This window comes from Propionivibrio sp. (assembly GCF_017995515.1).
GTDB lineage: Bacteria > Pseudomonadota > Gammaproteobacteria > Burkholderiales > Rhodocyclaceae > Propionivibrio.
Genome location: NZ_JAGOIT010000054.1, coordinates 4457 through 24394 on the forward strand (window position 1 = coordinate 4457; position 19938 = coordinate 24394).

The 19938-nt window shown below is 66.5% G+C and carries 21 protein-coding genes and 1 tRNA gene; 12 read left to right on the forward strand and 10 right to left on the reverse strand.

The window, feature by feature from the left end; translation table 11 throughout:
- Positions 1-397 precede the first annotated feature (397 nt).
- Positions 398-1570, forward strand: a complete 1173-nt coding sequence (locus KBA32_RS10360; protein WP_294358493.1) for a sodium ion-translocating decarboxylase subunit beta — start codon at positions 398-400, stop codon at positions 1568-1570.
- Positions 1571-1622: 52 nt separating this feature from the next.
- Positions 1623-2003, forward strand: a complete 381-nt coding sequence (locus KBA32_RS10365; protein WP_294358497.1) for a hypothetical protein — start codon at positions 1623-1625, stop codon at positions 2001-2003.
- 12 nt (positions 2004-2015) lie between these two features.
- Here KBA32_RS10365 and KBA32_RS10370 read toward each other — a convergent pair whose 3' ends face one another.
- Positions 2016-2633: a 5-formyltetrahydrofolate cyclo-ligase gene (locus tag KBA32_RS10370; protein WP_294358500.1), complete on the reverse strand. Its 618-nt coding sequence runs from the start codon at positions 2631-2633 to the stop codon at positions 2016-2018.
- A gap of 43 nt (positions 2634-2676) precedes the next feature.
- Here KBA32_RS10370 and KBA32_RS10375 point away from each other — a divergent pair, with 43 nt between their 5' ends.
- The 5 genes from KBA32_RS10375 to KBA32_RS10395 all read left to right on the forward strand — a co-directional run bounded on the left by KBA32_RS10375 (position 2677) and on the right by KBA32_RS10395 (position 7855).
- Positions 2677-4641: a lytic transglycosylase domain-containing protein gene (locus KBA32_RS10375; protein WP_294358503.1), complete on the forward strand. Its 1965-nt coding sequence runs from the start codon at positions 2677-2679 to the stop codon at positions 4639-4641.
- Between the two features lie 40 nt (positions 4642-4681).
- Positions 4682-5650 (forward strand): complex I NDUFA9 subunit family protein, encoded by a 969-nt coding sequence (locus KBA32_RS10380; RefSeq protein WP_294358506.1) that lies wholly within the window; start codon positions 4682-4684, stop codon positions 5648-5650.
- Between the two features lie 18 nt (positions 5651-5668).
- The gene (locus tag KBA32_RS10385; RefSeq protein ID WP_294358552.1) at positions 5669-6292 is read left to right on the forward strand and encodes a glutathione S-transferase family protein; all 624 of its coding nucleotides are present in this window, start codon (positions 5669-5671) and stop codon (positions 6290-6292) included.
- A gap of 34 nt (positions 6293-6326) precedes the next feature.
- A complete protein-coding gene (locus tag KBA32_RS10390) occupies positions 6327-7547 on the forward strand; it encodes a multifunctional CCA addition/repair protein (protein WP_294358555.1) in 1221 nt (406 codons plus the stop codon).
- Positions 7548-7648: 101 nt separating this feature from the next.
- A complete protein-coding gene (locus KBA32_RS10395) occupies positions 7649-7855 on the forward strand; it encodes a hypothetical protein (RefSeq protein WP_294358508.1) in 207 nt (68 codons plus the stop codon).
- Positions 7856-7895: 40 nt separating this feature from the next.
- Here KBA32_RS10395 and KBA32_RS10400 read toward each other — a convergent pair whose 3' ends face one another.
- The 7 genes from KBA32_RS10400 to cobT (KBA32_RS10430) form a co-directional block, all read right to left on the reverse strand.
- The gene (locus KBA32_RS10400) at positions 7896-9053 is read right to left on the reverse strand and encodes an SAM-dependent methyltransferase (RefSeq protein WP_294358511.1); all 1158 of its coding nucleotides are present in this window, start codon (positions 9051-9053) and stop codon (positions 7896-7898) included.
- A 5-nt stretch (positions 9054-9058) separates the two neighbouring features.
- Positions 9059-9580 carry an alpha-ribazole phosphatase family protein gene (gene cobC / locus KBA32_RS10405; RefSeq protein WP_294358514.1) on the reverse strand — a complete coding sequence of 174 codons (522 nt, stop codon included), beginning with the start codon at positions 9578-9580 and terminating at the stop codon, positions 9059-9061.
- Positions 9565-10323 (reverse strand): adenosylcobinamide-GDP ribazoletransferase, encoded by a 759-nt coding sequence (locus tag KBA32_RS10410; RefSeq protein ID WP_294358519.1) that lies wholly within the window; start codon positions 10321-10323, stop codon positions 9565-9567. Before KBA32_RS10410 ends, cobC begins: the two co-directional genes overlap by 16 nt.
- Before the next feature lie 55 nt (positions 10324-10378).
- Positions 10379-11419, reverse strand: coding sequence for a nicotinate-nucleotide--dimethylbenzimidazole phosphoribosyltransferase (gene cobT / locus KBA32_RS10415; protein ID WP_294358521.1), 1041 nt, complete (start codon positions 11417-11419; stop codon positions 10379-10381).
- 282 nt (positions 11420-11701) lie between these two features.
- On the reverse strand, positions 11702-12553 hold the full coding sequence (gene thiD, locus KBA32_RS10420; RefSeq protein ID WP_294358523.1) for a bifunctional hydroxymethylpyrimidine kinase/phosphomethylpyrimidine kinase: 852 nt from the start codon (positions 12551-12553) through the stop codon (positions 11702-11704).
- Positions 12554-12588: 35 nt separating this feature from the next.
- Positions 12589-13347: an adenosylcobinamide-GDP ribazoletransferase gene (locus tag KBA32_RS10425; protein ID WP_294358526.1), complete on the reverse strand. Its 759-nt coding sequence runs from the start codon at positions 13345-13347 to the stop codon at positions 12589-12591.
- 12 nt (positions 13348-13359) lie between these two features.
- A complete protein-coding gene (gene cobT, locus KBA32_RS10430; protein WP_294358530.1) occupies positions 13360-14406 on the reverse strand; it encodes a nicotinate-nucleotide--dimethylbenzimidazole phosphoribosyltransferase in 1047 nt (348 codons plus the stop codon).
- 75 nt (positions 14407-14481) lie between these two features.
- On the opposite strand from cobT (KBA32_RS10430), the gene cobU reads away from it, so the two are divergent.
- A complete protein-coding gene (cobU, locus tag KBA32_RS10435) occupies positions 14482-15027 on the forward strand; it encodes a bifunctional adenosylcobinamide kinase/adenosylcobinamide-phosphate guanylyltransferase (protein WP_294358533.1) in 546 nt (181 codons plus the stop codon).
- Between the two features lie 130 nt (positions 15028-15157).
- On the opposite strand, the gene KBA32_RS10440 is transcribed toward cobU, so the two are convergent.
- The gene (locus KBA32_RS10440; protein ID WP_294358536.1) at positions 15158-15337 is read right to left on the reverse strand and encodes a DUF5668 domain-containing protein; all 180 of its coding nucleotides are present in this window, start codon (positions 15335-15337) and stop codon (positions 15158-15160) included.
- 10 nt (positions 15338-15347) lie between these two features.
- On the reverse strand, positions 15348-16847 hold the full coding sequence (locus tag KBA32_RS10445; protein WP_294358538.1) for a cobyric acid synthase: 1500 nt from the start codon (positions 16845-16847) through the stop codon (positions 15348-15350).
- A gap of 43 nt (positions 16848-16890) precedes the next feature.
- On the opposite strand from KBA32_RS10445, the gene cbiB reads away from it, so the two are divergent.
- The 4 genes from cbiB to KBA32_RS10465 all read left to right on the forward strand — a co-directional run bounded on the left by cbiB (position 16891) and on the right by KBA32_RS10465 (position 19856).
- On the forward strand, positions 16891-17853 hold the full coding sequence (cbiB, locus tag KBA32_RS10450) for an adenosylcobinamide-phosphate synthase CbiB (RefSeq protein WP_294358540.1): 963 nt from the start codon (positions 16891-16893) through the stop codon (positions 17851-17853).
- Complete coding sequence (cobD, locus tag KBA32_RS10455) at positions 17846-18838, forward strand: threonine-phosphate decarboxylase CobD (protein WP_294358544.1); 993 nt, start codon at positions 17846-17848, stop codon at positions 18836-18838. Before cbiB ends, cobD begins: the two co-directional genes overlap by 8 nt.
- Complete coding sequence (locus tag KBA32_RS10460; protein ID WP_294358549.1) at positions 18835-19719, forward strand: cobalamin-binding protein; 885 nt, start codon at positions 18835-18837, stop codon at positions 19717-19719. Before cobD ends, KBA32_RS10460 begins: the two co-directional genes overlap by 4 nt.
- A gap of 60 nt (positions 19720-19779) precedes the next feature.
- Positions 19780-19856, forward strand: a tRNA-Arg gene (locus KBA32_RS10465).
- Positions 19857-19938: the final 82 nt, after the last annotated feature.

The window sequence follows — 19938 nt, forward strand, 5'->3', positions numbered from 1 at the left end:
GGCGATCAGGACCGCGAGAACGAGGGCGAAGGCGAAGGTCAGCGCGCGGTGTCGGGTTGCCCAAACGATCGGGCCTGACGCGGGGGCAGGAATGAGGGGCTGGGGCATGCGGTTTGCGGTTTGCGGTTTGCGGTTTGCGGTTTGCGGTTTGCGGTTTGCGGTTTGCGGTTTGCGGTTTGCGGTGAGGAGCAGTAATGCGAACGTGGGGAAGATGTGCCCGATTCTATATGTAAGGCAGCCGTGCCAGCGGCGCTAAACGCCACCGGGCCGGAAAACCAGGGGTAGCCCTAGGTTCCGCACGGCACGCTTTTCCCTATCCTGTGCTCCGTTTCTCTGACTCTCCGTTTCGATAATCCGAAAGTGCGTGGCTGCGCGCTTGCGGGAAGGAAGGTGCACTTTGCTCGACCAAATCATGATGTTCCTGCAGGCGCTGCTCGACCAGACCGGTGCCGTCAATTTCACGCTCGGTAATCTGCTGATGATCGTCATCGGCATCGTCATGATCTACCTGGCGATCACCAAACACTACGAACCGCTGTTGCTGATCGGCATCGGCTTCTCGTGCATCGTCGCCAACGTACCCGGCCCCCCCGACGTACCCGGCGGCCCGGCGATCTCCGCGTTGCTCTACGCGGTCAAGGAAGGCGGCCTGTTCCACTTCGCCTACATGGGCGTCGAGAAGCTGATCATCCCGCCGCTGATCTTCCTCGGCGTCGGCGCGATGACCGACTTCGGCCCGATGATCGCCAACCCGCGCCTCGTCATCCTCGGCGCCGGTGCCCACCTCGGCATCTTCGTCGCGCTGCTGCTCGCCAAGCTGCTCGGCTTCACGCTGTCCGAAGCTGGTGCGATCGGCATCATCGGCGGCGCCGACGGCCCGATGGCCATCTTTGTCGCGGTCAAGCTGGCGCCGCACCTGCTCGGCCCGATCTCGGTCGCGGCCTACTCGTATATGGCGTTGATGCCGATGATCCAGCCGCCGGTGATGAAGATGCTGACGACCAAGGCCGAGCGCGATATCAGCATGGCTGAAGTGCGCAAGGTGACGAAGGTCGAAAAGATCGCGTTCCCGCTGGTCATTGCGATCATCGTGAATCTGTTCTTCCCGCCGGTGGCGCCGCTCATCACCATGCTGATGCTCGGCAACCTGCTCAAGGAATGCGGTGTCACCTCGCGTCTGTCGAAGACGGCGGCGGGCGGCCTGATGAACGTGATCATCATCATCCTGACCGTGGCCATCGGTTCAACGATGGCGGCCGACAAGTTCCTCACCGTGCAAACGCTGGAAATCGTCGTTCTCGGCCTGATCGCCTTCCTCTTCGGCACCGGCTCGGGTGTCGTCACGGCGAAGATCATGAACCTCTTCCTCAAGGAAAAGATCAACCCGCTGATCGGCTCGGCCGGCATCGCCTCGGTGCCGATCGCCGCGCGCGTCTCGCACATCGTCGCCTACGAGGCCAACCCGAAGAACCTGCTGATCTACCACGCGATGGGCCCGAACCTGGCCGGCGTGTTCGGCACGGCGATCTCGGGCGGCATCCTGCTGGCGCTCCTGGGCGTGGGGGGTTGAGCATGAGAAACGCATTTGCAGCCACGCACCCGCACGTTGAGGCCAAACAACCATGAACGCGATCGTTCCCGATACCTTCCAGGGCGCTGTCATCCTCAGCGTCATCGACTTCTTCCTGAGTTTCCTGATCATCAGCGGCATCGGCTTCGTGCTGTCGCTGTTCCCGCTGCTCAACAAGACGGCCGACCTGCTCAACGGCAAGGCGGCGCACGCGAAAACCGCGAAGCCGGTGGAGAAGAAGGCCACCGTTGCTGCCAAGCCGGCTGCCGCAGCGGCGGCGCAAGAGCTGCCCGAAATGGCCGCGATTGCCGCGGCGGTCGCCGTGATGATGGACGGCACGCCGCACCACATCATCAGCATCGAACCGGCGGCGAGCGGCGCCTGGGTGCAGTCCGGGCGATTGGCGCACCACGGGTCGCACCTGGCGCGCTGAGGAATACGCCCTTCAGACGCGCAGCACGCCGGCCTCGGTGACGATCGCCGCGAGCGGTTCGTCGTGTTCTTCGGGATCGATCGAATCGACGCGAGCCAGCTCGAAGCCGACGCCGATGGCGATCGGCCGTGGCCGCAGCGACGCCAGCGTGCGGTCGAAGTAGCCGCCGCCGTAGCCGATGCGATACCCCCGCGTATCGAAGACGTTGACCGGGATGAGCAAGGCTTCCGGCGTCAGGAATTCACCGGATGACGGCGTCGGGATGCCGTAGCGGTCCGCATGCATCGTGCAGTCCGGCGTCCACGCGCGAAAGGTGAGGGCGCGACCGGCGTCGACGACGACCGGCAGCAGCGCGGCAAACCCCGGATTTCCTTCGGCCTGCCAGCCTTGCATCAGCGGGCGCAGGTCGGGCTCGTTCCTGTACGGCCAGCAGAAGGCGACGTGCATGCCGGCAAGTTCGGGGAAGTGCTGTCGGATGAGTTCGCAGACGCGCGTCGATAGCGCCGCGTGGGTCGCCGGCGGTAACGCCATGCGTGCTTCGATGCCATGTCGGCGCAGTTCGCGACGCCGGCGGGTGCGCGCCTCGAGCGCTTCGTCAGCGTGCAATCCGGGCTTCGGACAGGTGCTCATGTGGTATGCTCAAAGCCAGTGTTTTCGGGTTATTCAGCTTACCATGAAGCTTCTTCGTTCCGTCCGCTCCATCCGTTTCATCTCCTCGCTCGTTTTCTCGGCTTTCCTCGCGCACACGGCGATTGCCGCTTCCGACGATCTCCTGCTCGCCGCGCGCGACGCGGCTCGGCTCGGCGATCGCGCCCGGCTCGAACGCATCGTGCCCGAACTGCAGGACCACGAGCTTGCCGCGTACGCCGAGTACTGGCTGCTGCAGATCGATCTGAAAATGGAAAGCGCCGATCCGGCAGCGGTCAAGTCCTTCCTGGCGCGCAACGAGGGCAGCTACATCGCCGAACGGATGCGCAGCGAGTGGCTGAAGCAGCTCGGCAAGGACCAGCTCTGGGCCGAGTTCGATGCCGAATTCCCGGCCGTCGTGCAGCCCGATCCGGGGCTGGCGTGCTACGCGCTGCAGAGCCGCCGTGCCCGTGGTGACCAGACGATGCTCGACGATGCGATGCCGCTCTGGCTGACGCTCGTTGAGCCGCCCGAGTCGTGTTATCCGGTACTCGAAGCGCTGATCCTGGAAAAGCGCGTGCTGGCCGACGGCGTCTGGGAGCGCGTCCGTCGCCAGTTCGAGGCGAACAAGCTGGCCGGCGGTCGCTACACGATGAACTACCTGCCTGCCAGCCAGACGCCGGATGCGCGCACGGCGCAGACCGTGTCCGATTCACCCATGCCGTGGCTCGTCAAGCTGCCGTCCGGTTTCGGCGCGAGCCGCATGCAGCGCGAGCTGGCCGCGCTGGCCGTCGGGCGCATCGCGCGCAACGACCCGGCTGCCGCCGCAGCGCAGTTGCAGCGTATCGAGGATCAGCTGCAGGCCGGCGAGAAAGGCTGGGCCTGGAGCCAGATCGGCTGGCAGGCGGCGTTTCGGCACATGGACGAGGCGCTGCCGTGGTTCGCCAAGGCGGGCGACGCGCCGCTCTCGGACGAAGTCGCCCAGTGGAAGGTGCGCGCCGCGCTGCGTGCGCAGGCGTGGGGCGTCGTGCGCGCGACCATCGAGAAAATGCCGCCTGCGCTCGCCGAACAGGCGCCGTGGATCTACTGGCTCGGCCGCTCCTACAAGGCGGGCGGGCAGACGGAAGCGGCCAACAATCTCTTCCTGAAGATCGCCGGCCAGCCGAACTTCTACGGCAATCTCGCCGACGAGGAACTCGGTCGGGTGATCACGACGCCGCCAAAGGCTGAATCGCCGACGAGTGAAGAGCTGGCGACAATGGCGGACGTTCCCGGCGTACGCCGGACGCTCGCTCTTTTGCGCCTCGACATGCGCGTCGAAGGCGTGCGCGAATGGAACTGGGTGCTGCGCGGCATGGGCGACCGCGAACTGCTTGCCGCCGCCGAAGTGGCCAATCGCGCCGGCTTCTACGACCGCGCGATCGCCGCGGCCGACCGCACACGCAACGAACACGACTATTCCTTGCGCTATCTGTCGCCGTACAGCGAGCAGGTGCGACCGGCAGCCAGCAACCAGTCGCTGGACGACGCCTGGGTCTACGGCCTGATGCGCCAGGAAAGCCGTTTCGTGACCAACGCCAAATCCACGGTCGGCGCCTCCGGCCTGATGCAGCTGATGCCGGCGACGGCGAAGTGGGTGGCGAAGAAGATCGGCCTGCGCGACTACCATCACGGCCAGGTGAACGACACCGAGGTCAACGTGCTGCTCGGCACTTCGTACATGCGCCTGGTCATGGAGAGCCTGGACAACCATCCGGTGCTTGCTTCGGCCGCGTACAACGCTGGCCCCGGCCGCGCGCGCAAGTGGCGGGCGGCCGACCGCGAACTCGAAGGTGCGGTCTATGCCGAGACGATTCCGTTTACCGAAACGCGCGACTATGTGAAGAAAGTGATGAGCAACTCAGTCTATTACGCGGCGCTGTTCAACGAAGCGCCGCAGTCGATCAAGAGCCGCCTCGGCGTCATCGGTCCGCGCGTCGCGCTTGATCCCAACGCCGAGGAATTGCCGTAAAATCCTCGCTTTATTGCAACCTTTACCATCTCAGGGCGCCATGAATATCAAGAACGTACTTCTGATCGGCGGCAGCGGGTTTATCGGCAGCTGGATCGCAAATCGTCTCTCCGAACGCGGCATTCGCGTCGTCATCCCGTCGCGTCACCGCGACCACACCAAGCAGGCGACGATGGTGCCCACGGTCTACGTGGTCGAGGCCAACGTCAACGATCCGCAGGTGCTCGCCGGCTTGATGAAGGGTATGGACGCCGTGATCAATCTGGTCGGCATCCTGCACGACGGCGATTCGCGCCAGCCCTATGGCAAGCGCTTTGCCGAAGCGCACGTCGAGTTGCCGAAGAAGATCGTTGCGGCGATGCAGCAGTCGGGCGTTCGCCGCCTGGTGCACATGAGCGCGCTCAAGGCGTCGGCCGACGCGCCGTCAGCCTACCTGCGCTCGAAGGCCGCCGGCGAGGCCGCCGTGCTCGCCGCCGCCAAGGATCTGGACATGACGGTCTTCCGTCCCTCGGTCATCTTCGGGCCGGGCGACGCCTTCCTCAACAAGTTTGCGGCGCTGCTCGACCTCTGCCCGGTGTTGCCGCTGGCAGGCGCCAAGGCGCGCTTCCAGCCGGCCTACATCGGCGATGTGGCGGACGCCATGGTCGATTGCCTGACGCGCAGCGACACCTTCGGCCAGATCTATGAACTCGCCGGTCCGCGTGCCTACAGCCTGCGCGAACTGGTCGACTACGTCGCCAAGCTCTCCGGTCACTGCCGTACCGTGATCAATCTCGGCAGCGGTCTCGCCGCCGTGCAGGCGCGCGTTCTCAGCCTGCTGCCCAACCCGCCGCTGTCGCCTGACAATCTGCGTTCGATGCAGATCGACAATCTGACCGACGGCGCGCGCAACTACCCGGGCTGGAATCCGAAGTCGCTCGAGTCGATCGCGCCGGGCTATCTCGCGAGGATCAAGGTCAAGAGCCGTCTGGATGGCTACCGTAGCCACGCCGGGCGCGCCGGAAACTGATCGGAGCGCTGGATCATGCTGAAACTGGTGATCGGCGATCATAACTATTCGTCGTGGAGTCTGCGCCCCTGGCTCGTTCTGAAGCAGAGCGGGCTGCCGTTCGAAAAGGTGAGCATCCGTCTGCGCGAGAGCACCACCAAGGCGGAGATCCTCAAGCATTCGCCGTCGGGCAAGGTGCCCTGCCTGATCGACAGCCAGACCGTCGTCTGGGATTCGCTCGCCATCTGTGAGTACATCGCCGAGAAGGTGCCCGCGCTGTGGCCGGCTGATAGCAAGTCGCGTGCCGAAGCGCGTTCGATCAGCGCAGAAATGCACTCGGGCTTCGTCGCCCTGCGCCACATGCTGCCAATGGACGTAACTGCCTCGAAGCCGCACACGACGCGCACGGCTGACGTCGAAGCCGACATCGCGCGCATCGTCGACATCTGGGAAAGCTGCCGCAGCCGCTTCGTCGATGCCGGACCTTTCCTGTTCGGTCGTTTTACCATCGCCGACGCCATGTTCGCACCGGTCGTCTGGCGCTTCATCACCTACGAAGTCGATTTGCCTGCCGCCTCGCGCAAGTGGGTCGATGCCATGCTCTCCTTGCCGGCGATGCAGGAATGGCGCGCCGGTGCTCAGGCCGAAACGGCCGGCGGATAGCGGTCTTTCCGTTTCGTTGATGGCGCCCATCGACATACAGATCTATACAGTCGGTGGCGCAGTGCGCGACGAGCTGCTCGGCCTGCCGGTGCAGGATCGTGACTACGTCGTCGTCGGCGCCTCGCCCGAGGCGATGCTGGCCCAGGGCTTCAAGCCGGTCGGCAAGGATTTTCCGGTCTTCCTGCATCCGAAGACGCACGAGGAATACGCCCTCGCCCGCACCGAGCGCAAGGCCGGGCACGGCTACAAGGGTTTTGCCTTCCACGCCGCGCCCGATGTGAGCCTCACCGACGATCTGGCGCGCCGTGACCTGACGATCAATGCCATCGCACGTGCCGACGACGGTACGTTGACCGATCCCTTCAACGGCGTCGCCGACATCGTGGCGAAGGTGCTGCGCCACGTCGGCCCCGCCTTTGTCGAAGACCCGGTGCGCATCCTGCGCGTCGCCCGCTTCGCCGCGCGCTTCGCCGATTTCGCGATCGCGCCGGAGACGCGGGAACTGATGTGCCAGATGGTCGCGGTCGGCGAGGTCGATCACCTTGTGCCCGAGCGTGTCTGGCAGGAACTGGCCAAAGGGCTGATGGAAGCGCGGCCGTCGCGCATGATCGAAGTGCTGCACGAATGCGGCGCACTGGCACGCCTGATCCCCGAACTCGACCGCTTGTTCGGCGTGCCGCAGCGCGCCGATTACCACCCGGAAGTCGACACCGGCGTACACGTGATGATGGCGCTCGATGAGGCAGCGCAAGCCCGTTATGCCTTGCCGGTGCGTTTTGCCGTGCTCCTGCACGACCTCGGCAAGGGGCTGACGCCGACCACCGATCTGCCGCGCCACCCCGGCCACGAGGTGCGCAGCGTCAATCTGGTCAAGGCGGTCTGCGAACGCCTCAAGGCGCCGGCCGACTGCCGTGACCTGGCGCTCCTCGTAGCGCGCTACCACGGCGATATCCGGCGCGGCCCCGATTTGCGCGCTTCGACCGTGACGCGCCTGCTTGAACACACGGACGCCTTGCGCCGCCCGCAACGCTTCGCACAACTCCTTGAAGCTTGCGCCTGTGACTACCACGGGCGCTTGGGCTGGGAGGACAAGCCGATTCCCTCGGAGGATCTCTTCACGCGTGCGCTGGCTGCGTTCCGTGCGGTCGACGCGGCGGCCATCGCGCGTGGCTGTACCAACCCGGCCGAGATTCCAGAGCGCCTGCACGCGGCGCGCGTGGCCGCGGTCAAGGACGCCTTGGCGCTACCTGACTGAGCACGCCTGCTGCGGTTCGCGAAATTTCTTCGGCATCGCATCAACCGATTTCCTGATCGGTCGTTAATGAACCTGTACGACCCATTTGCAGGAGACAGAAAATGATCATCGTCAAGGAAACGAGTACCGGTAAACGGCTGGACGAGGCGTGCAACTACAACAACGACGCTTACGACGACGAAGTTCTCTACACCGAATGGGCAAGGCTGCCGCGTGTGCAGGCCGGCTTGACGACGGCTTCGGTGACGAGTGCTTACGCGGAGCCGCTGGCCCGGCTTTTCTACAGCGTCAGCGACGAGCGTCATTGAGCGCTGCCGGGCTCCATCGGGTACCGCGCGACTAAAGCGACTACAGCGTCTCGCTGCGGTCGCCCGGCGCGAAGCCGAGCAGGGAGTCGTCGATCCCTTTTCCGAGGGCGATGACCTTGAACAGCTCGCCCATCTCGGCCGGCGAAATCAGTTTCTGCGCGGCCTGTGCGAGCGGCAGGTAACGCATCAAATCCTCCGCCGGTGTGCGCGCGAGGATGTCGGTCAATCCACAGTTGAGCAGGAAGGTTGCCTGCGTCGTGTAGCCGAGCAGTTCCAGCCCGGCGTTGAAGCCGGCTTCGACGATGGCGGTGAAATCGACGTGCGCGGTGATGTCCTGCAGGCCCGGGAGCAGGAAGGGTTCGCCGTGCGCGTGGTGGCGGTAGTGGCACATCAGCGTGCCGGTCGCGCGTTGCGGGTGGTAGAACTCGTGGCGCGGGAAGCCGTAGTCGATCAGCAGCAGCGCGCCCTTGTTCAGGATGCTTGCCCACGAAGCCGTCCAGTCGGCCGCGGCGAGGCAGACTTCGCTCAGGTAGCCGGGCGGGAGCGCGAATTCGTCGGCGATGGCTTGCGCTTTCTCGAGCACGCGCCCGGTCGCGGGACGATCGCTCCAGACGAATTCGCCGTTCTTCGTGCTGACGCCACGTTCGAGGATCGCCGCGTCGTGCCAAAGCACCAGATGCACCGGCATCGCGTCGAGCAGCTCGTTGGCGAGCACGAGGCCGTCGAAGGTTTCCGGCAGGCGGTCGAGCCAATGAACGCGGCCGAGCAGATGCGGCGCACGCTGGCTGATCGTCGCCCGTTGCCGTTCGCGCAGCTCGCCCGAGAGGTCAAGGATGGCGTAGCGCTCGGGCAGCGCGTCGCGCCGTTCGAGTTCGAGCAGCAGGTCGGCCGCCAGACGGCCCGAACCGGCGCCGACCTCGACGATCTGCGGCGCCGACAGCGCCATGACCTGGACGGCCTGCGTCGCCAGCGTCTGGCTGAAGGCGGAGGAAATTTCCGGGGCGGTGACGAAGTCGCCGGCCGCGCCGAACTTCTGGGCACCGCCCGAGTAGTAGCCCAAGCCCGGCGCGTAGAGCGCGAGCTCCATGAAGCGGTCGAAGCCGATCCAGCCGTCGGCGTCGTCGATTGCGGCCACGATGCGGCGCTTGAGCGCGTCGCTGAAGGCAAGGGCGTCGGGCGAGGGGGCGGGGAGTCTCATGGCAGTCAGAGCGGATGTTCAATGTGGAGCGTGGTCACGCTGCCGTAGTCGAAGGAGAGCTGCGTCCATTCGGCGACCGGCAGCCGCTGCCAGTGGCCGACCAGCGCGCGCAATACGCCAGCGTGGGCGACGAACGCGACGGCGGGCTGCGGTGCGAGTGTCGCAGCGAAGTCGAGCACGCGCGCCTGCAACTGGGCGACCGACTCGCCATTGGGCGGGATGAAGCCGGTGACGTCGGCGGCCCAGGCGTCGAGGGCGTCGCGCTCGATGGCGTCCCAGGCGCGGCCTTCCCAGTCGCCGAAGTCGATCTCGCACAGGCGCTCGTCAATGATGGGCGACGGGTGCAGCGCTTCGGCGAGCTGTCGGGCACGGCGCAGCGGGCTCGAATAGACGGGAACGTCCCGCCGCAGCAGCGGCCGGATCTCGTCGGCGACGGCGTGCGGCGCGTGCGCGTCGACGTCGAGCCGGCCATAGCAGATGCCGGCTTCGATCACCGGCTTCGGGTGGCGGATCAGGAAAACTTGCACAGCATGCCGCAGTAGAAGGCGACCTCGGACAGCTGCTGCGTCGCGCCGAGGCAGTCGCCGGTGTAGCCGCCGATCTGCTTCTTGAACATGCGGCCGAGCCAGAGCGTGGCGAGCAGCGCGAGGACGACGGCGGGGATCGATTGTCTTGGCGCGAGCAGCAGGAGCGGGAGCAGCGCGGTGATCGTCGCGAAGACCAGTTCGCCGCCGCCGATGCGCGTGGCGAGCGGCTTGGCCTTGCCTTCCTCGTCGCGCACGTAGTCGAGCTGGCTCATCAGCAGTGCGGCACACAGGCGCGAAAAACCGTGTCCGGCGATCAGCGTCACCGGGATCATCAGCAGATCGATCTCGACGAGCGCGCAGAACTTGGTGAGCAGCACCATGATCAGCGCGACGGCGCCGTAGCTGCCGATGCGCGAGTCCTTCATGATCGCCAGGATGCGCTCCTTGCCCCAGCCGCCGCCGAAGCCGTCGACCATGTCGCCCCAGCCGTCCTCGTGGAAGGCGCCGGTGGCATAGAGCGTCGCCGCCATCGAAGCGAGAACCGCCAGCGTCTTCGGCCAGAAGAACGAGGTGACGGCGAAGACCAGCGCGCCGATGAAGCCGACGATCAAACCCACCGCCGGGAAGTAGCGCATCGAGCGTTCGAGTGCCTCGCTGCTGTGTCCGACCCAGCGCGGCACGGGCAGGCGGGTGAAGAAGCGGATGGCGCCGAAGAGATATTCGAGTTCGTGGCGGGAGGACATGGCCCTGACCTTGATTGATGTACCCGGCGGCAGGAAGCGGCCGGGCGGGAGTGCGTCAGCCCTTTTCGCTGACGCCGGCCGAGGCGAAGCTCGCCATCTCATTGAGGAAGGCGACGGCGGCGCTGACCAGCGGCCAGGCGAGCGCGGCGCCGGTGCCTTCGCCGAGGCGCAGCCCGAGGTCGATCAACGGATCGGCGTGCAGCTCGGCGAGCTGTGCAAGGTGGCCCGGTTCGGCCGAGCGGTGGCAGAACACGCAGTAATCGCGGATCGCCGGCGCGATGCGCGACGCGACGAGCAGCGCCGAGGTGACGATGAAGCCATCGATGAGCAGCGTCATGCCGCGCTCGGCGGCGCCGAGCATGGCGCCGGCCATCATCACGATCTCGAAGCCGCCGAACTCGGCGAGTACGTTCATCGGGTCGGCGTCGGCCGGCAGCGCAGCACGGGCGACGGCCTGCGCGAGCAGGTCGCGCTTGCGTGCGAGGCCAGCGTCGTCAAGCCCGGTTCCGCGCCCGACGCAGTCTTCGAGCGAGGCGCCGGTGAGCGTGTGCGTGATCAGCGAGGCGGAGGCGGTGTTGCCGATGCCCATCTCGCCGAAGCCGAGCACGTTGCAGCCTTCGTCGGCCAGCTTGCGCGCGATCTCGGCGCCCTTGACCAGCGCCGCGGCGCATTCGTGCGCGCTCATCGCCGGTTCCTCGATGTAGTTGCGCGTGCCGGGGCCGACCTTGGCGTCGACCAGGCCATCACGTGCGCCGAAGTCGTGCGCGACGCCGGCGTCGATCACGCGCAGGCCGAGGCCATTGTGTTTGGCGAAGACGTTGATCGCCGCGCCGCCGGCGAGGAAGTTCTCGACCATCTGCCAGGTCACGTCCTGCGGATACGCCGAAACGCCGGCCTTCGCCGCGCCGTGGTCACCGGCGAAGACGAGGATCTGCGGGCTGGTCAGCGCCGGAGTCAGCGTCTTCTGCATGCGGCCGATCTGCAGCGCGAGCTGTTCGAGCTGGCCGAGCGCGCCGAGCGGTTTGGTCTTGTTGTTGATTTTGTCGAGCAGTGCGGCATCAAGCGAATTGCCGGGCGAGGAGATGGCGAATAGCATGAGTCGGTCCGTTAGCAAGGATGGAAAAATCGGTGGGAAGGCATGGTCGGGAAGCGGGCGATTATACGCCGCCGCTATTTGCGAATCGGACGGACAGCGGCGGAGTCGCTCGGCGTCCAGTATGAAGATTCAGAACCCACCACAGAGACGCAGAGGCGCAGACATTTCACAGAGAAAGGCTGTGCAGTATGCGGAGACGCCTCTCGTGTATTGCCGTTCTCCGCGTTACCTCTGTGCCTCTGCGTCTCTGTGGTGGACTTGCAGTTCATGTGCCGCTCTTTCTCACGCGCGCTGCAGCGGCCGCAGGTGCATGGCGACCGGCGCGTGGCTGTGGTTGAGCGGTCCGCCGCAGTTGCCGGTGCGCACCTGGGCGCCGGATTGCAGCGCTTCGCGCACGTAGAGGCGGGCGGCGCGCACGGCTTCGACGAGCGATTCGCCGAGCGCCAGGTGCGATGCGATGGCGCTCGACAGCGTGCAGCCGGTGCCGTGCGTGTTCGGGCTCTGGATGCGCGGCGCCTTCATCCAGATCTTCTCGCCGCTCTCGGTGAGCAGGAGGTCGATCACCGTCTCGCCCCGCAGATGGCCCCCCTTGACCAGAACCGCGCGCGCGCCCTGCGCGCGCAGGGCCAGCGCCGCGCCTTCCATGTCTTCGGTCGAGGCGAGTGGCTTGCCGATGAGCAGGCCGGCTTCGTCGAGATTCGGCGTGATCAGCGCGGCACGCGGGAAGAGCTCGCGCACGAGTACGTCCATCGACGCCTGTTCGATGAGGACGGCGCCGCTCGTGGCGACCATCACCGGGTCGAAGACGACGTTGGGCAGCGTGTGGCGGTCGATCGCCTCGGCGACGGTGCGCACGATCTCCGGCGCGTGCAGCATGCCGATCTTGACCGCGTCGGCGCCGATGTCGTCGATCACGGCGTCGATCTGGTCGCGCAGCATCTGCGGCGGCACGCCGTGGATGGCGCGCACGCCGCAGGTGTTCTGCGCAGTGAGCGCGGTGATCGCCGTCATGCCGAAGCAGCCGAGCGCGGCGATCGTCTTCAGGTCGGCCTGGATGCCGGCGCCGCCGCCGCTGTCGGAACCGGCGATCGAGAGGACGCGGGGGTATTCGTAGCGGGGAGTCTGCGAGGTCATCGGCTTACCTTTTTGTCTGATTTGGTCCGAAGCGGTCAGGAGAGTCGGCAGAGCAGGCCGCCGTAGAAGGCGAGTTCGGCGAACTGCTGCGTCGCGCCGAGACAGTCGCCGGTGTAGCCGCCAATGCGCTTCCTGAACATGCGCGCCAGCCACCAGGTCGCGCCGCCGGCGAAGACGAGCGCGAAAACGACCGGCCAGAACGGCAGGAAAAACAGCGGCACGAGCGCCGGCAACGCGGCGAACGCGAGCTGGTGGTCGTGCATGCGGCGCTGGGTGAACGGCTTGGCCTTGCCTTCGGCGCGCACGTAGTCGAGCTTGGCGAAGACGACGGTGGCGCAGAAGCGCGAAACGGCGTGCCCGGCGACGAGCGCGGCCGGGATCAGGTGCTCGTCGACTTCGACGAGCGCCAGCAGGCGGCTGACGAGCAGCGCGATGAGGCCGGCGGCGCCGACGGCGCGCACCTGCGAGTCGCGCATGATGGCGAGGATCTCGGCGCGGTCGACGCTGCTGCCGAAGCCGTCAACCGTGTCGTTCCAGCCGTCCTCGTGGATCGCGCCGGTAAAGACGATGGCGACGCCGATCGCGAGCGCGACGGCGAGCGTCTTGGGCAGGACCAGCACGGACGAGGCGAAGGCGAGCGCGGCGACGCCGCCGACGAGCAGCCCCGCCGCCGGGAAGAATCCGATCGCGCGTTCGAGAGCAACGGCGTCTTGCCCGACGGCTCCCGGAATGCGCAGGCGGGTGAAGAAACGCACTGCGCCGACGAACGATGCGAACAGGGACGGTGCGGACATCGCGCTTTGCTCTTAACGAACGCGCTGGCTGACGCCGGCCGACTCGAAGCTCGCCATCTCGTTCATGAAGGCGAGCGCCGAGCAGAGCAGCGGATAGGCGACCATGGCGCCGGTGCCTTCGCCCAGGCGCATGCCGATGTCGAGCAGCGGTTTGGCGTCGAGCGCGCGCAGCTGGACGAGGTGGCCGGCTTCGGCAGACTTGTGGCAGAAGACGACGTAGTCGCGCACGTGCGGCTCGATGCAGGAGGCGGCGAGCAGCGCCGAGGTGGCGATCACGCCGTCGCCGAGGATGGTGATGCCGGCTTCGGCGGCGGCGAGATAGGCGCCGACCATCATCACGATCTCGAAGCCGCCGAACTCGGTCAGCACGTCCATCACATCGACGACCACTGGCAGTTGCGCGCGGTCGAGCGCCTGCTGCATCAGCGCGCGCTTGTGCGCGAGGCCGGCGTCGTCGAGCCCGGTGCCGCGGCCGACGCAATCGACCAGCGGCGCGCCGGTCAGGAGGTGCGTGATCAAGGAGGCCGAGCCGGTGTTGCCGATGCCCTTCTCGCCCAGGCCGATCACGTTGCAGCCGCGCGCCACCGCGTCGCGCACGAAGCCGGCGCCACGCGCCAGCGCCGTTTCGCATTGCTCACGCGTCATCGCCGGTTCGGCGAGATAGTTGCGCGTGCCGGTCGGCGAGATCTTGGCGTTGATCAGGCCGTCGCGTTCGCCGAAGTCGTGCGCGATGCCGGCGTCGATGACGACCATCGTCATCCCGTTCTGGCTGGAAAAGACGTTGGCGCCGGCGCCGCCTTGCAGGTAGTTCTCGACCATCTGCCAGCTCACGTCCTGCGGGTAGGCCGAGATGCCGGCCGTCGCCGCGCCGTGGTCACCGGCGAAGATCAGCATGTGCGGCTTGGTGAACACGGGTGACAGCGTGTTCTGGATGCGCCCGACCTGGAGCGCGACGGTTTCGAGCAACCCGAGCGAACCGAGCGGCTTGGTCTTGTTGTCGATCTTGTGTTGCAGGGCGTGAATCAGTGCATCGTCGAGCGGCCGGATGGCAAACTGCATGGCGAAATTCTTTGCGCGGGCTTGGAAAGGGAGCCGGGATTATACGCCCCGGCCTCCGTGCTAAGCTTGCGCGCCATGAAAGAACTGATCATCGGCGGGGCGCGCTCGGGCAAGAGCACGCTGGCGGAAAAACGGGCCATCGAGAGCGGGCTGCATGTCATCTACGTGGCGACGGCGCAGGCGCTCGACGGCGAAATGGAACATCGCATCAAACTGCACCGCGAACGCCGGCCGGCGTCATGGGGACTGGTCGAATCGCCGCTCGGACTGGCCGAGGTACTTCGTCAAAATGCGGCGCCCGACGTCTGTCTGTTGGTCGATTGCCTGACGCTGTGGCTCTCGAACATGCTCTTCGCCGGGGCGGCGGCGCAACAGGCGGAAGCCGGTCAGCCGGTCGATTGCCCGCTGTTTTCCGGCGAGGTCGCCGCGCTGGTCGAGACGCTGCCGCAGTTGCCCGGGCGGGTGATCATGGTTTCCAACGAGGTCGGCTGGGGCATCGTGCCGATGGCGCGCGTCTCGCGCCTGTTCGCCGACGAACAGGGTCGGCTCAATCAGCGTGTGGCCGCGGTGTGTGATGCGGTGACGCTGGTCGCTGCGGGGCTGCCGGTCAAGCTCAAGTAGGCGCCAGATCGCGCATCGTTCTGTAGGAGCGCGTAGATTTTCTGCGCAATAACGGCGTTGGTGGCCGAAGAAAGGCCCGATCGCCCAGCGAAGCTGGGCTCCCACAATAAGTTGCACGCGACCGTGATCGTTAACGCTTGTGGTCGTTGCCGTCGGGCGCGAAGAAGAAGCCGGCGCCGAGCACGATCAGGCCGAGCGGCCACCAGGTGCCGATCAGTTCGGCGATGCTGATGTTGAGAAAGCCGAGATTACGTGCCAGGACCAGTGCGCCGAAAACGATCAGAACCAGTCCGCCAAAGCTGAATTTCATGGTTTTCTCCTCAATTCGATGATTTTGCCTTGAGCGGCAGCCATTCGGCCAGCCTTTCGAGATCGAGGCTTTGTTCGACCGCGTCGGCCAGGCGGTCGAGATCGCGTTCGCGGCGCTCGTTCGGGTCGAAGTACGCGGTCGGCTTGTGACCGGCCCATTCGAGTAGCGCGGCGAGGGCTTCGGGCGTGTCGAACAGACCGTGGCAGTAGGTCGCCAGGATCTGGTTGTCTTCGGAAATCGCGCCTTCGGGCACACCGTCGAGCTGGGTCGAAGGCCGCTCCAGCGCCGCGCCGTTCGTGACGCCCATGTGGATGCGGTAGCCGGCGATCGGCGGCGAGCCTGCCAGATTAAGTGTGCCGGTGACGTTCTCCAGCCGCTTTTCCGCCGCCAGCGTCGTTTCGTAATCGATCAACCCCAGCCCCGGTGCGCTGCCCGGCTGGCCTTCCAGCCCGAGCGGGTCGTGCAATTGCTTGCCGAGCATCTGCAAGCCACCGCAGATGCCGATGACTTTGCCGCCGTAGCGCAGGTGGCGGCGGATCGCTTCTTCCCAGCCCATCTCGCGCAGCCAGTTGAGGTCGGCCTGCACCGCCTTGGAGCCGGGCAGGACGATGAGATCGCACGGCGGCACCGCATCGTGCGGGCCGACGATGGTGAAGTCGACGTCCGGGTGGAATCGCAACGGGTCGAGGTCGTTGTGGTTCGAGATGCGCGGGTAGGCTGGCGCGATCACCTTCAGCTTCGCCGCTTCGCCTTTGGCTTCCTTTTTGCGTGGCAGCGCGTCCTCGGCGTCGAGGTAGAGGCCGTGCAGGTAGGGCAGCACGCCGAGCACGGGCTTGCCGGTGCGCTCTTCCAGCCAGGTGAGGCCGGATTCGAGCAGGCCGATGTCGCCGCGAAAGCGGTTGATGACGAAGCCCTTGACGCGCGCCCGCTCGCTCGCCGAGAGCAGTTCGAGTGTGCCGACGAGGTGCGCGAAGACGCCGCCGCGATCAATGTCGGCGACGATGATCACCGGGCAATCGACGACTTCGGCAAAGCCCATATTGGCGATGTCGCGCGCGCGCAGGTTGATTTCGGCCGGGCTGCCGGCGCCTTCGACGACGATGCAGTCGTAGGAATCGCACAGGCGATCCCACGATTCGAGTACGGCCTTCATCGCCGTCGGCTTGTACTCGTGGTAGTCGCGGGCGTTGAGGTCGCTCATCGCCTTGCCGTGGATGATGACCTGCGCCCGCTTGTCGGTGGAAGGTTTCAACAGGATCGGGTTGAAATCGATGTGCGGCGGTACGCCGGCCGCGAGCGCCTGCAGTGCCTGGGCACGGCCGATCTCGCCGCCGTCGATGGTCACGGCCGAATTGAGCGCCATGTTCTGCGGCTTGAACGGCGCGATGCGCAACCCGCGCCGGGCGAGGATGCGACAGATCGCGGCGGCGAGCACCGATTTTCCGGCGTCCGACGTGCAGCCCTGGATCATCAGGGCGGGCGTTTTGCTGGGGTACTTGGGGGCATTCATCGTAGAATCTCGGGTTCTTGGCTTCGTAGCCGGCGATTTTCTCATGTCCGCCCCGTTTTCTCCCGATCTCCTGCTGTCCTCCATTCCGGGTTCGTTTCACCTGCCGCTGGCCGCGCTCGCGGGCGTCGTGCTCGACCGTCTGTTCGGCGAAGTGCGCCGCTGGCATCCGCTGGTCGGCTTCGGCAAGTTCGCCGACGCCGTCGAGTCGATCCTGAATCGCGGCCCGCTCGCGTTGCGCCGCGTCGCCGGCCTGCTCGCCTGGGCGCTCGCCGTACTGCCCTGGATCGCGCTGGTGGTATGGGTCGGATGCGACGGCTTTCTCGGCTGGCTGCTCGACGCCGTGCTGCTTTACGTCGCGCTCGGCGGGCGCAGCCTCGCCGAACACGCCGAGCGCGTGGTGCAAGACCTCGCCGCGGGCGACCTGCCGGCGGCACGTGAGCACGTCGGCTGGATCGTCTCGCGCAATACGAGCGAGCTCGACGAGTCGGGCGTCGCCAAGGCCTGCGTCGAATCGACGCTGGAGAACGGCAACGACGCCGTGTTCGGCGCGCTGTTCTGGTTCGCCCTCCTCGGCGGGCCCGGCGCGGTGCTGTTCCGGCTGGCCAACACGCTCGATGCGATGTGGGGCTACAAGACCGAGCGCTTCCTGCGCTTCGGCTGGGCGGCGGCGCGCATCGACGATCTCCTGAACTTCATCCCGGCGCGCTTGACCGCGCTCTCCTACGCCGCCTTCGGCGAGACCCGCCGTGCACTGGCGTGCTGGCGCAAGCAGGCGCCGGTGTGGGAAAGCCCGAACGCCGGCCCGGTGATGTCGGCGGGCGCCGGCAGCCTCGGCCTAGCGCTCGGCGGGCCGGCGATCTATCACGGCCAGCGTGAAGAACGGCCGGTACTCGGCGAAGGCCGACCGGCGCGCGGCGAGGACATCCCGCGCGCGCTGTCGCTCATGCGCCGTAGCACGGGGCTCTGGCTCGTCGCGCTCTTCTGCATCGGGTGGGCGCATGCTTGAACACGGCGGTCGCCTGCGCCGCGCCGCGCAGCAATACGGCATCCCGCTCGCCGACTGGGTCGACCTGTCGACCGGCATCAATCCGCAGTCGTACCCGATTCCGCCGATCGACCCGGCGTGCTGGAATCGCCTTCCGGAAGATGACGACGGCCTCGAAGCCGCCGCCGCCGCGTATTACGGCAACGACCGCCTGCTCGTGCTGCCCGGTTCGCAGGCCGCGATCCAGGCCTTGCCGGCGCTTTTTGCCCCGGTCGTCGTCGCCTGCCTGTCGCCGCTCTATGAAGAGCACCCGCAGGCTTGGGAGCGTTGCGGGCACAAGCTGCGCCGTCTACCGAATCTCGCGCGCATGCTGGCGGCGATGACGCCGAACGTGCTGCTGTGCAATCCGAACAATCCGACGGCCCAATCGCTGCCGCGCGAGGACTTGCTCGATGCTGCGGACCAACTCCGGAAACGTGGCGGCTGGCTGATCGTCGACGAGGCTTTCGGCGATCCGGAGCCGGAAAACTGCATCGCCTCGCTGGCCGGCAGCGAGGATGCGCCGAACCTGATCGTGTTGCGCTCGCTCGGCAAGTTCTTCGGCCTGGCCGGCGCGCGCGTCGGCTTCGTCTTCGGCGCGCCGGAGAAGCTCGACCGCCTGCGCGAAGTGCTCGGCCCGTGGCCGGTATCGCATCCCTCGCGTTTCGTCGCGAAGCGGGCACTCGAGGATTCGGGCTGGCAGGCAGCGGCGCACACGAAGCTCGCCGTCGATTCGCGGCGCCTCGCCGAATTGCTCGCGCCCTTGGGCGAAGTCACGCGCAGCGCGCTGTTCTGTGCGGTCAGAACCGCGCAGACCGATGAACTCATCGAACACTTCGCCCGCCGCGCGATCCTGACGCGCCATTACGCGTCGACCGACTTGCTGCGCTTCGGCCTACCGGAGAGCGAAGCGCACTGGCAGCGGCTCGCCGCCACGCTCGCCGAGTGGGCGCCGGCGGCGGCATGAGGCGCAGCCTCGTCATGCTCGGTTGGTTCGTCGCGTGCTGCGCGGCGCGGGCGCAAGTCTCCGTGGTCGACGACAGTGGCGCCACGCTCCGTCTGGCGCAACCGGCGCGGCGCATCGTCACGCTCGCACCGCATCTCGCGGAAACCGTGTTCGCCGCTGGCGCCGGCGACAAACTCGTTGGCACCGTCGAATTCAGCGATTTCCCTGAAACGGTCAAAAAGCTCCCGAAAGTGGGCGGCTACTCGCGCCTCGACCTCGAAGCCATCGCCGCGCTGAAACCCGATCTGATCATCGGCTGGGCGAGTGGCAACGCGCCTGCGCATATCGACAAGCTGCGCGCGCTCAGCTTCCCGGTCTACATTTCGCAACCGAACCAGATCGGCGACGTGGCCGACGAGATCGAGCGCCTCGGTCGCCTTGCGGGAAGCGAAAGCGTTAGTCGCGCCGCTGCCGCCCGCTTCCGCGACCGCCTCGCCGATCTCGAGAAGCGCTACGCATCTCGTCCGAGCGTGCGCACCTTCTACCAGGTCTGGAAAGCGCCGCTGATGACCGTCGGCGGCAAACAGATCATCTCCGACGTCGTGCGCCTGTGCGGCGGCGAAAACGTCTTTGCCCGGCTCGAAACGATGGCGCCGACCGTCAGCGTCGAAGCCGTCATCGCCGCCAACCCGGAAGCCATCGTCGCCAGCGGTATGAACGACGCGCGCCCGGAGTGGCTGGACGACTGGAAACGCTGGCCCTCAGTCGTCGCCGTCGCGCGCGACAACCGGTTCTTCGTCCCGCCGGAACTCATTCAGCGCCACACGCCGCGGCTACTCGACGGTGCCGAACGCTTGTGCCAACACTTGGAAACGGCGCGCAGTCGAAGGCCGCGCGATTGACGGCGATGGACGGCGCGAAGCAAAACGGCTATGCTTCGCTCCCTTCCGAAAAAAAAACACGCGCCCGTAGCTCAGCTGGATAGAGTACTGCCCTCCGAAGGCAGGGGTCGGACGTTCGAATCGTCTCGGGCGCGCCAGTCTTACCTTGAGAAGAGCCTGATTACTCGGGCTTTTTTCATTTCTGCAAGCAGCATTTGCCTCCACTTCGTCAGCCCCGCT

Bases quoted from the DNA above. Each gene is read 5' to 3' on its own strand.
- KBA32_RS10365 (WP_294358497.1), top strand. From the start codon at position 1,623: ATGAACGCGATCGTTCCCGATACCTTCCAGGGCGCTGTCATCCTCAGC.
- KBA32_RS10370 (WP_294358500.1), bottom strand. From the start codon at position 2,633: ATGAGCACCTGTCCGAAGCCCGGATTGCACGCTGACGAAGCGCTCGAG.
- KBA32_RS10375 (WP_294358503.1), top strand. From the start codon at position 2,677: ATGAAGCTTCTTCGTTCCGTCCGCTCCATCCGTTTCATCTCCTCGCTC.
- KBA32_RS10380 (WP_294358506.1), top strand. From the start codon at position 4,682: ATGAATATCAAGAACGTACTTCTGATCGGCGGCAGCGGGTTTATCGGC.
- KBA32_RS10395 (WP_294358508.1), top strand. From the start codon at position 7,649: ATGATCATCGTCAAGGAAACGAGTACCGGTAAACGGCTGGACGAGGCG.
- KBA32_RS10400 (WP_294358511.1), bottom strand. From the start codon at position 9,053: ATGAGACTCCCCGCCCCCTCGCCCGACGCCCTTGCCTTCAGCGACGCG.
- KBA32_RS10410 (WP_294358519.1), bottom strand. From the start codon at position 10,323: ATGTCCTCCCGCCACGAACTCGAATATCTCTTCGGCGCCATCCGCTTC.
- cobT (WP_294358521.1), bottom strand. From the start codon at position 11,419: ATGCTATTCGCCATCTCCTCGCCCGGCAATTCGCTTGATGCCGCACTG.
- thiD (WP_294358523.1), bottom strand. From the start codon at position 12,553: ATGACCTCGCAGACTCCCCGCTACGAATACCCCCGCGTCCTCTCGATC.
- KBA32_RS10425 (WP_294358526.1), bottom strand. From the start codon at position 13,347: ATGTCCGCACCGTCCCTGTTCGCATCGTTCGTCGGCGCAGTGCGTTTC.
- cobT (WP_294358530.1), bottom strand. From the start codon at position 14,406: ATGCAGTTTGCCATCCGGCCGCTCGACGATGCACTGATTCACGCCCTG.
- cobU (WP_294358533.1), top strand. From the start codon at position 14,482: ATGAAAGAACTGATCATCGGCGGGGCGCGCTCGGGCAAGAGCACGCTG.
- KBA32_RS10440 (WP_294358536.1), bottom strand. From the start codon at position 15,337: ATGAAATTCAGCTTTGGCGGACTGGTTCTGATCGTTTTCGGCGCACTG.
- KBA32_RS10445 (WP_294358538.1), bottom strand. From the start codon at position 16,847: ATGAATGCCCCCAAGTACCCCAGCAAAACGCCCGCCCTGATGATCCAG.
- cbiB (WP_294358540.1), top strand. From the start codon at position 16,891: ATGTCCGCCCCGTTTTCTCCCGATCTCCTGCTGTCCTCCATTCCGGGT.
- cobD (WP_294358544.1), top strand. From the start codon at position 17,846: ATGCTTGAACACGGCGGTCGCCTGCGCCGCGCCGCGCAGCAATACGGC.
- KBA32_RS10460 (WP_294358549.1), top strand. From the start codon at position 18,835: ATGAGGCGCAGCCTCGTCATGCTCGGTTGGTTCGTCGCGTGCTGCGCG.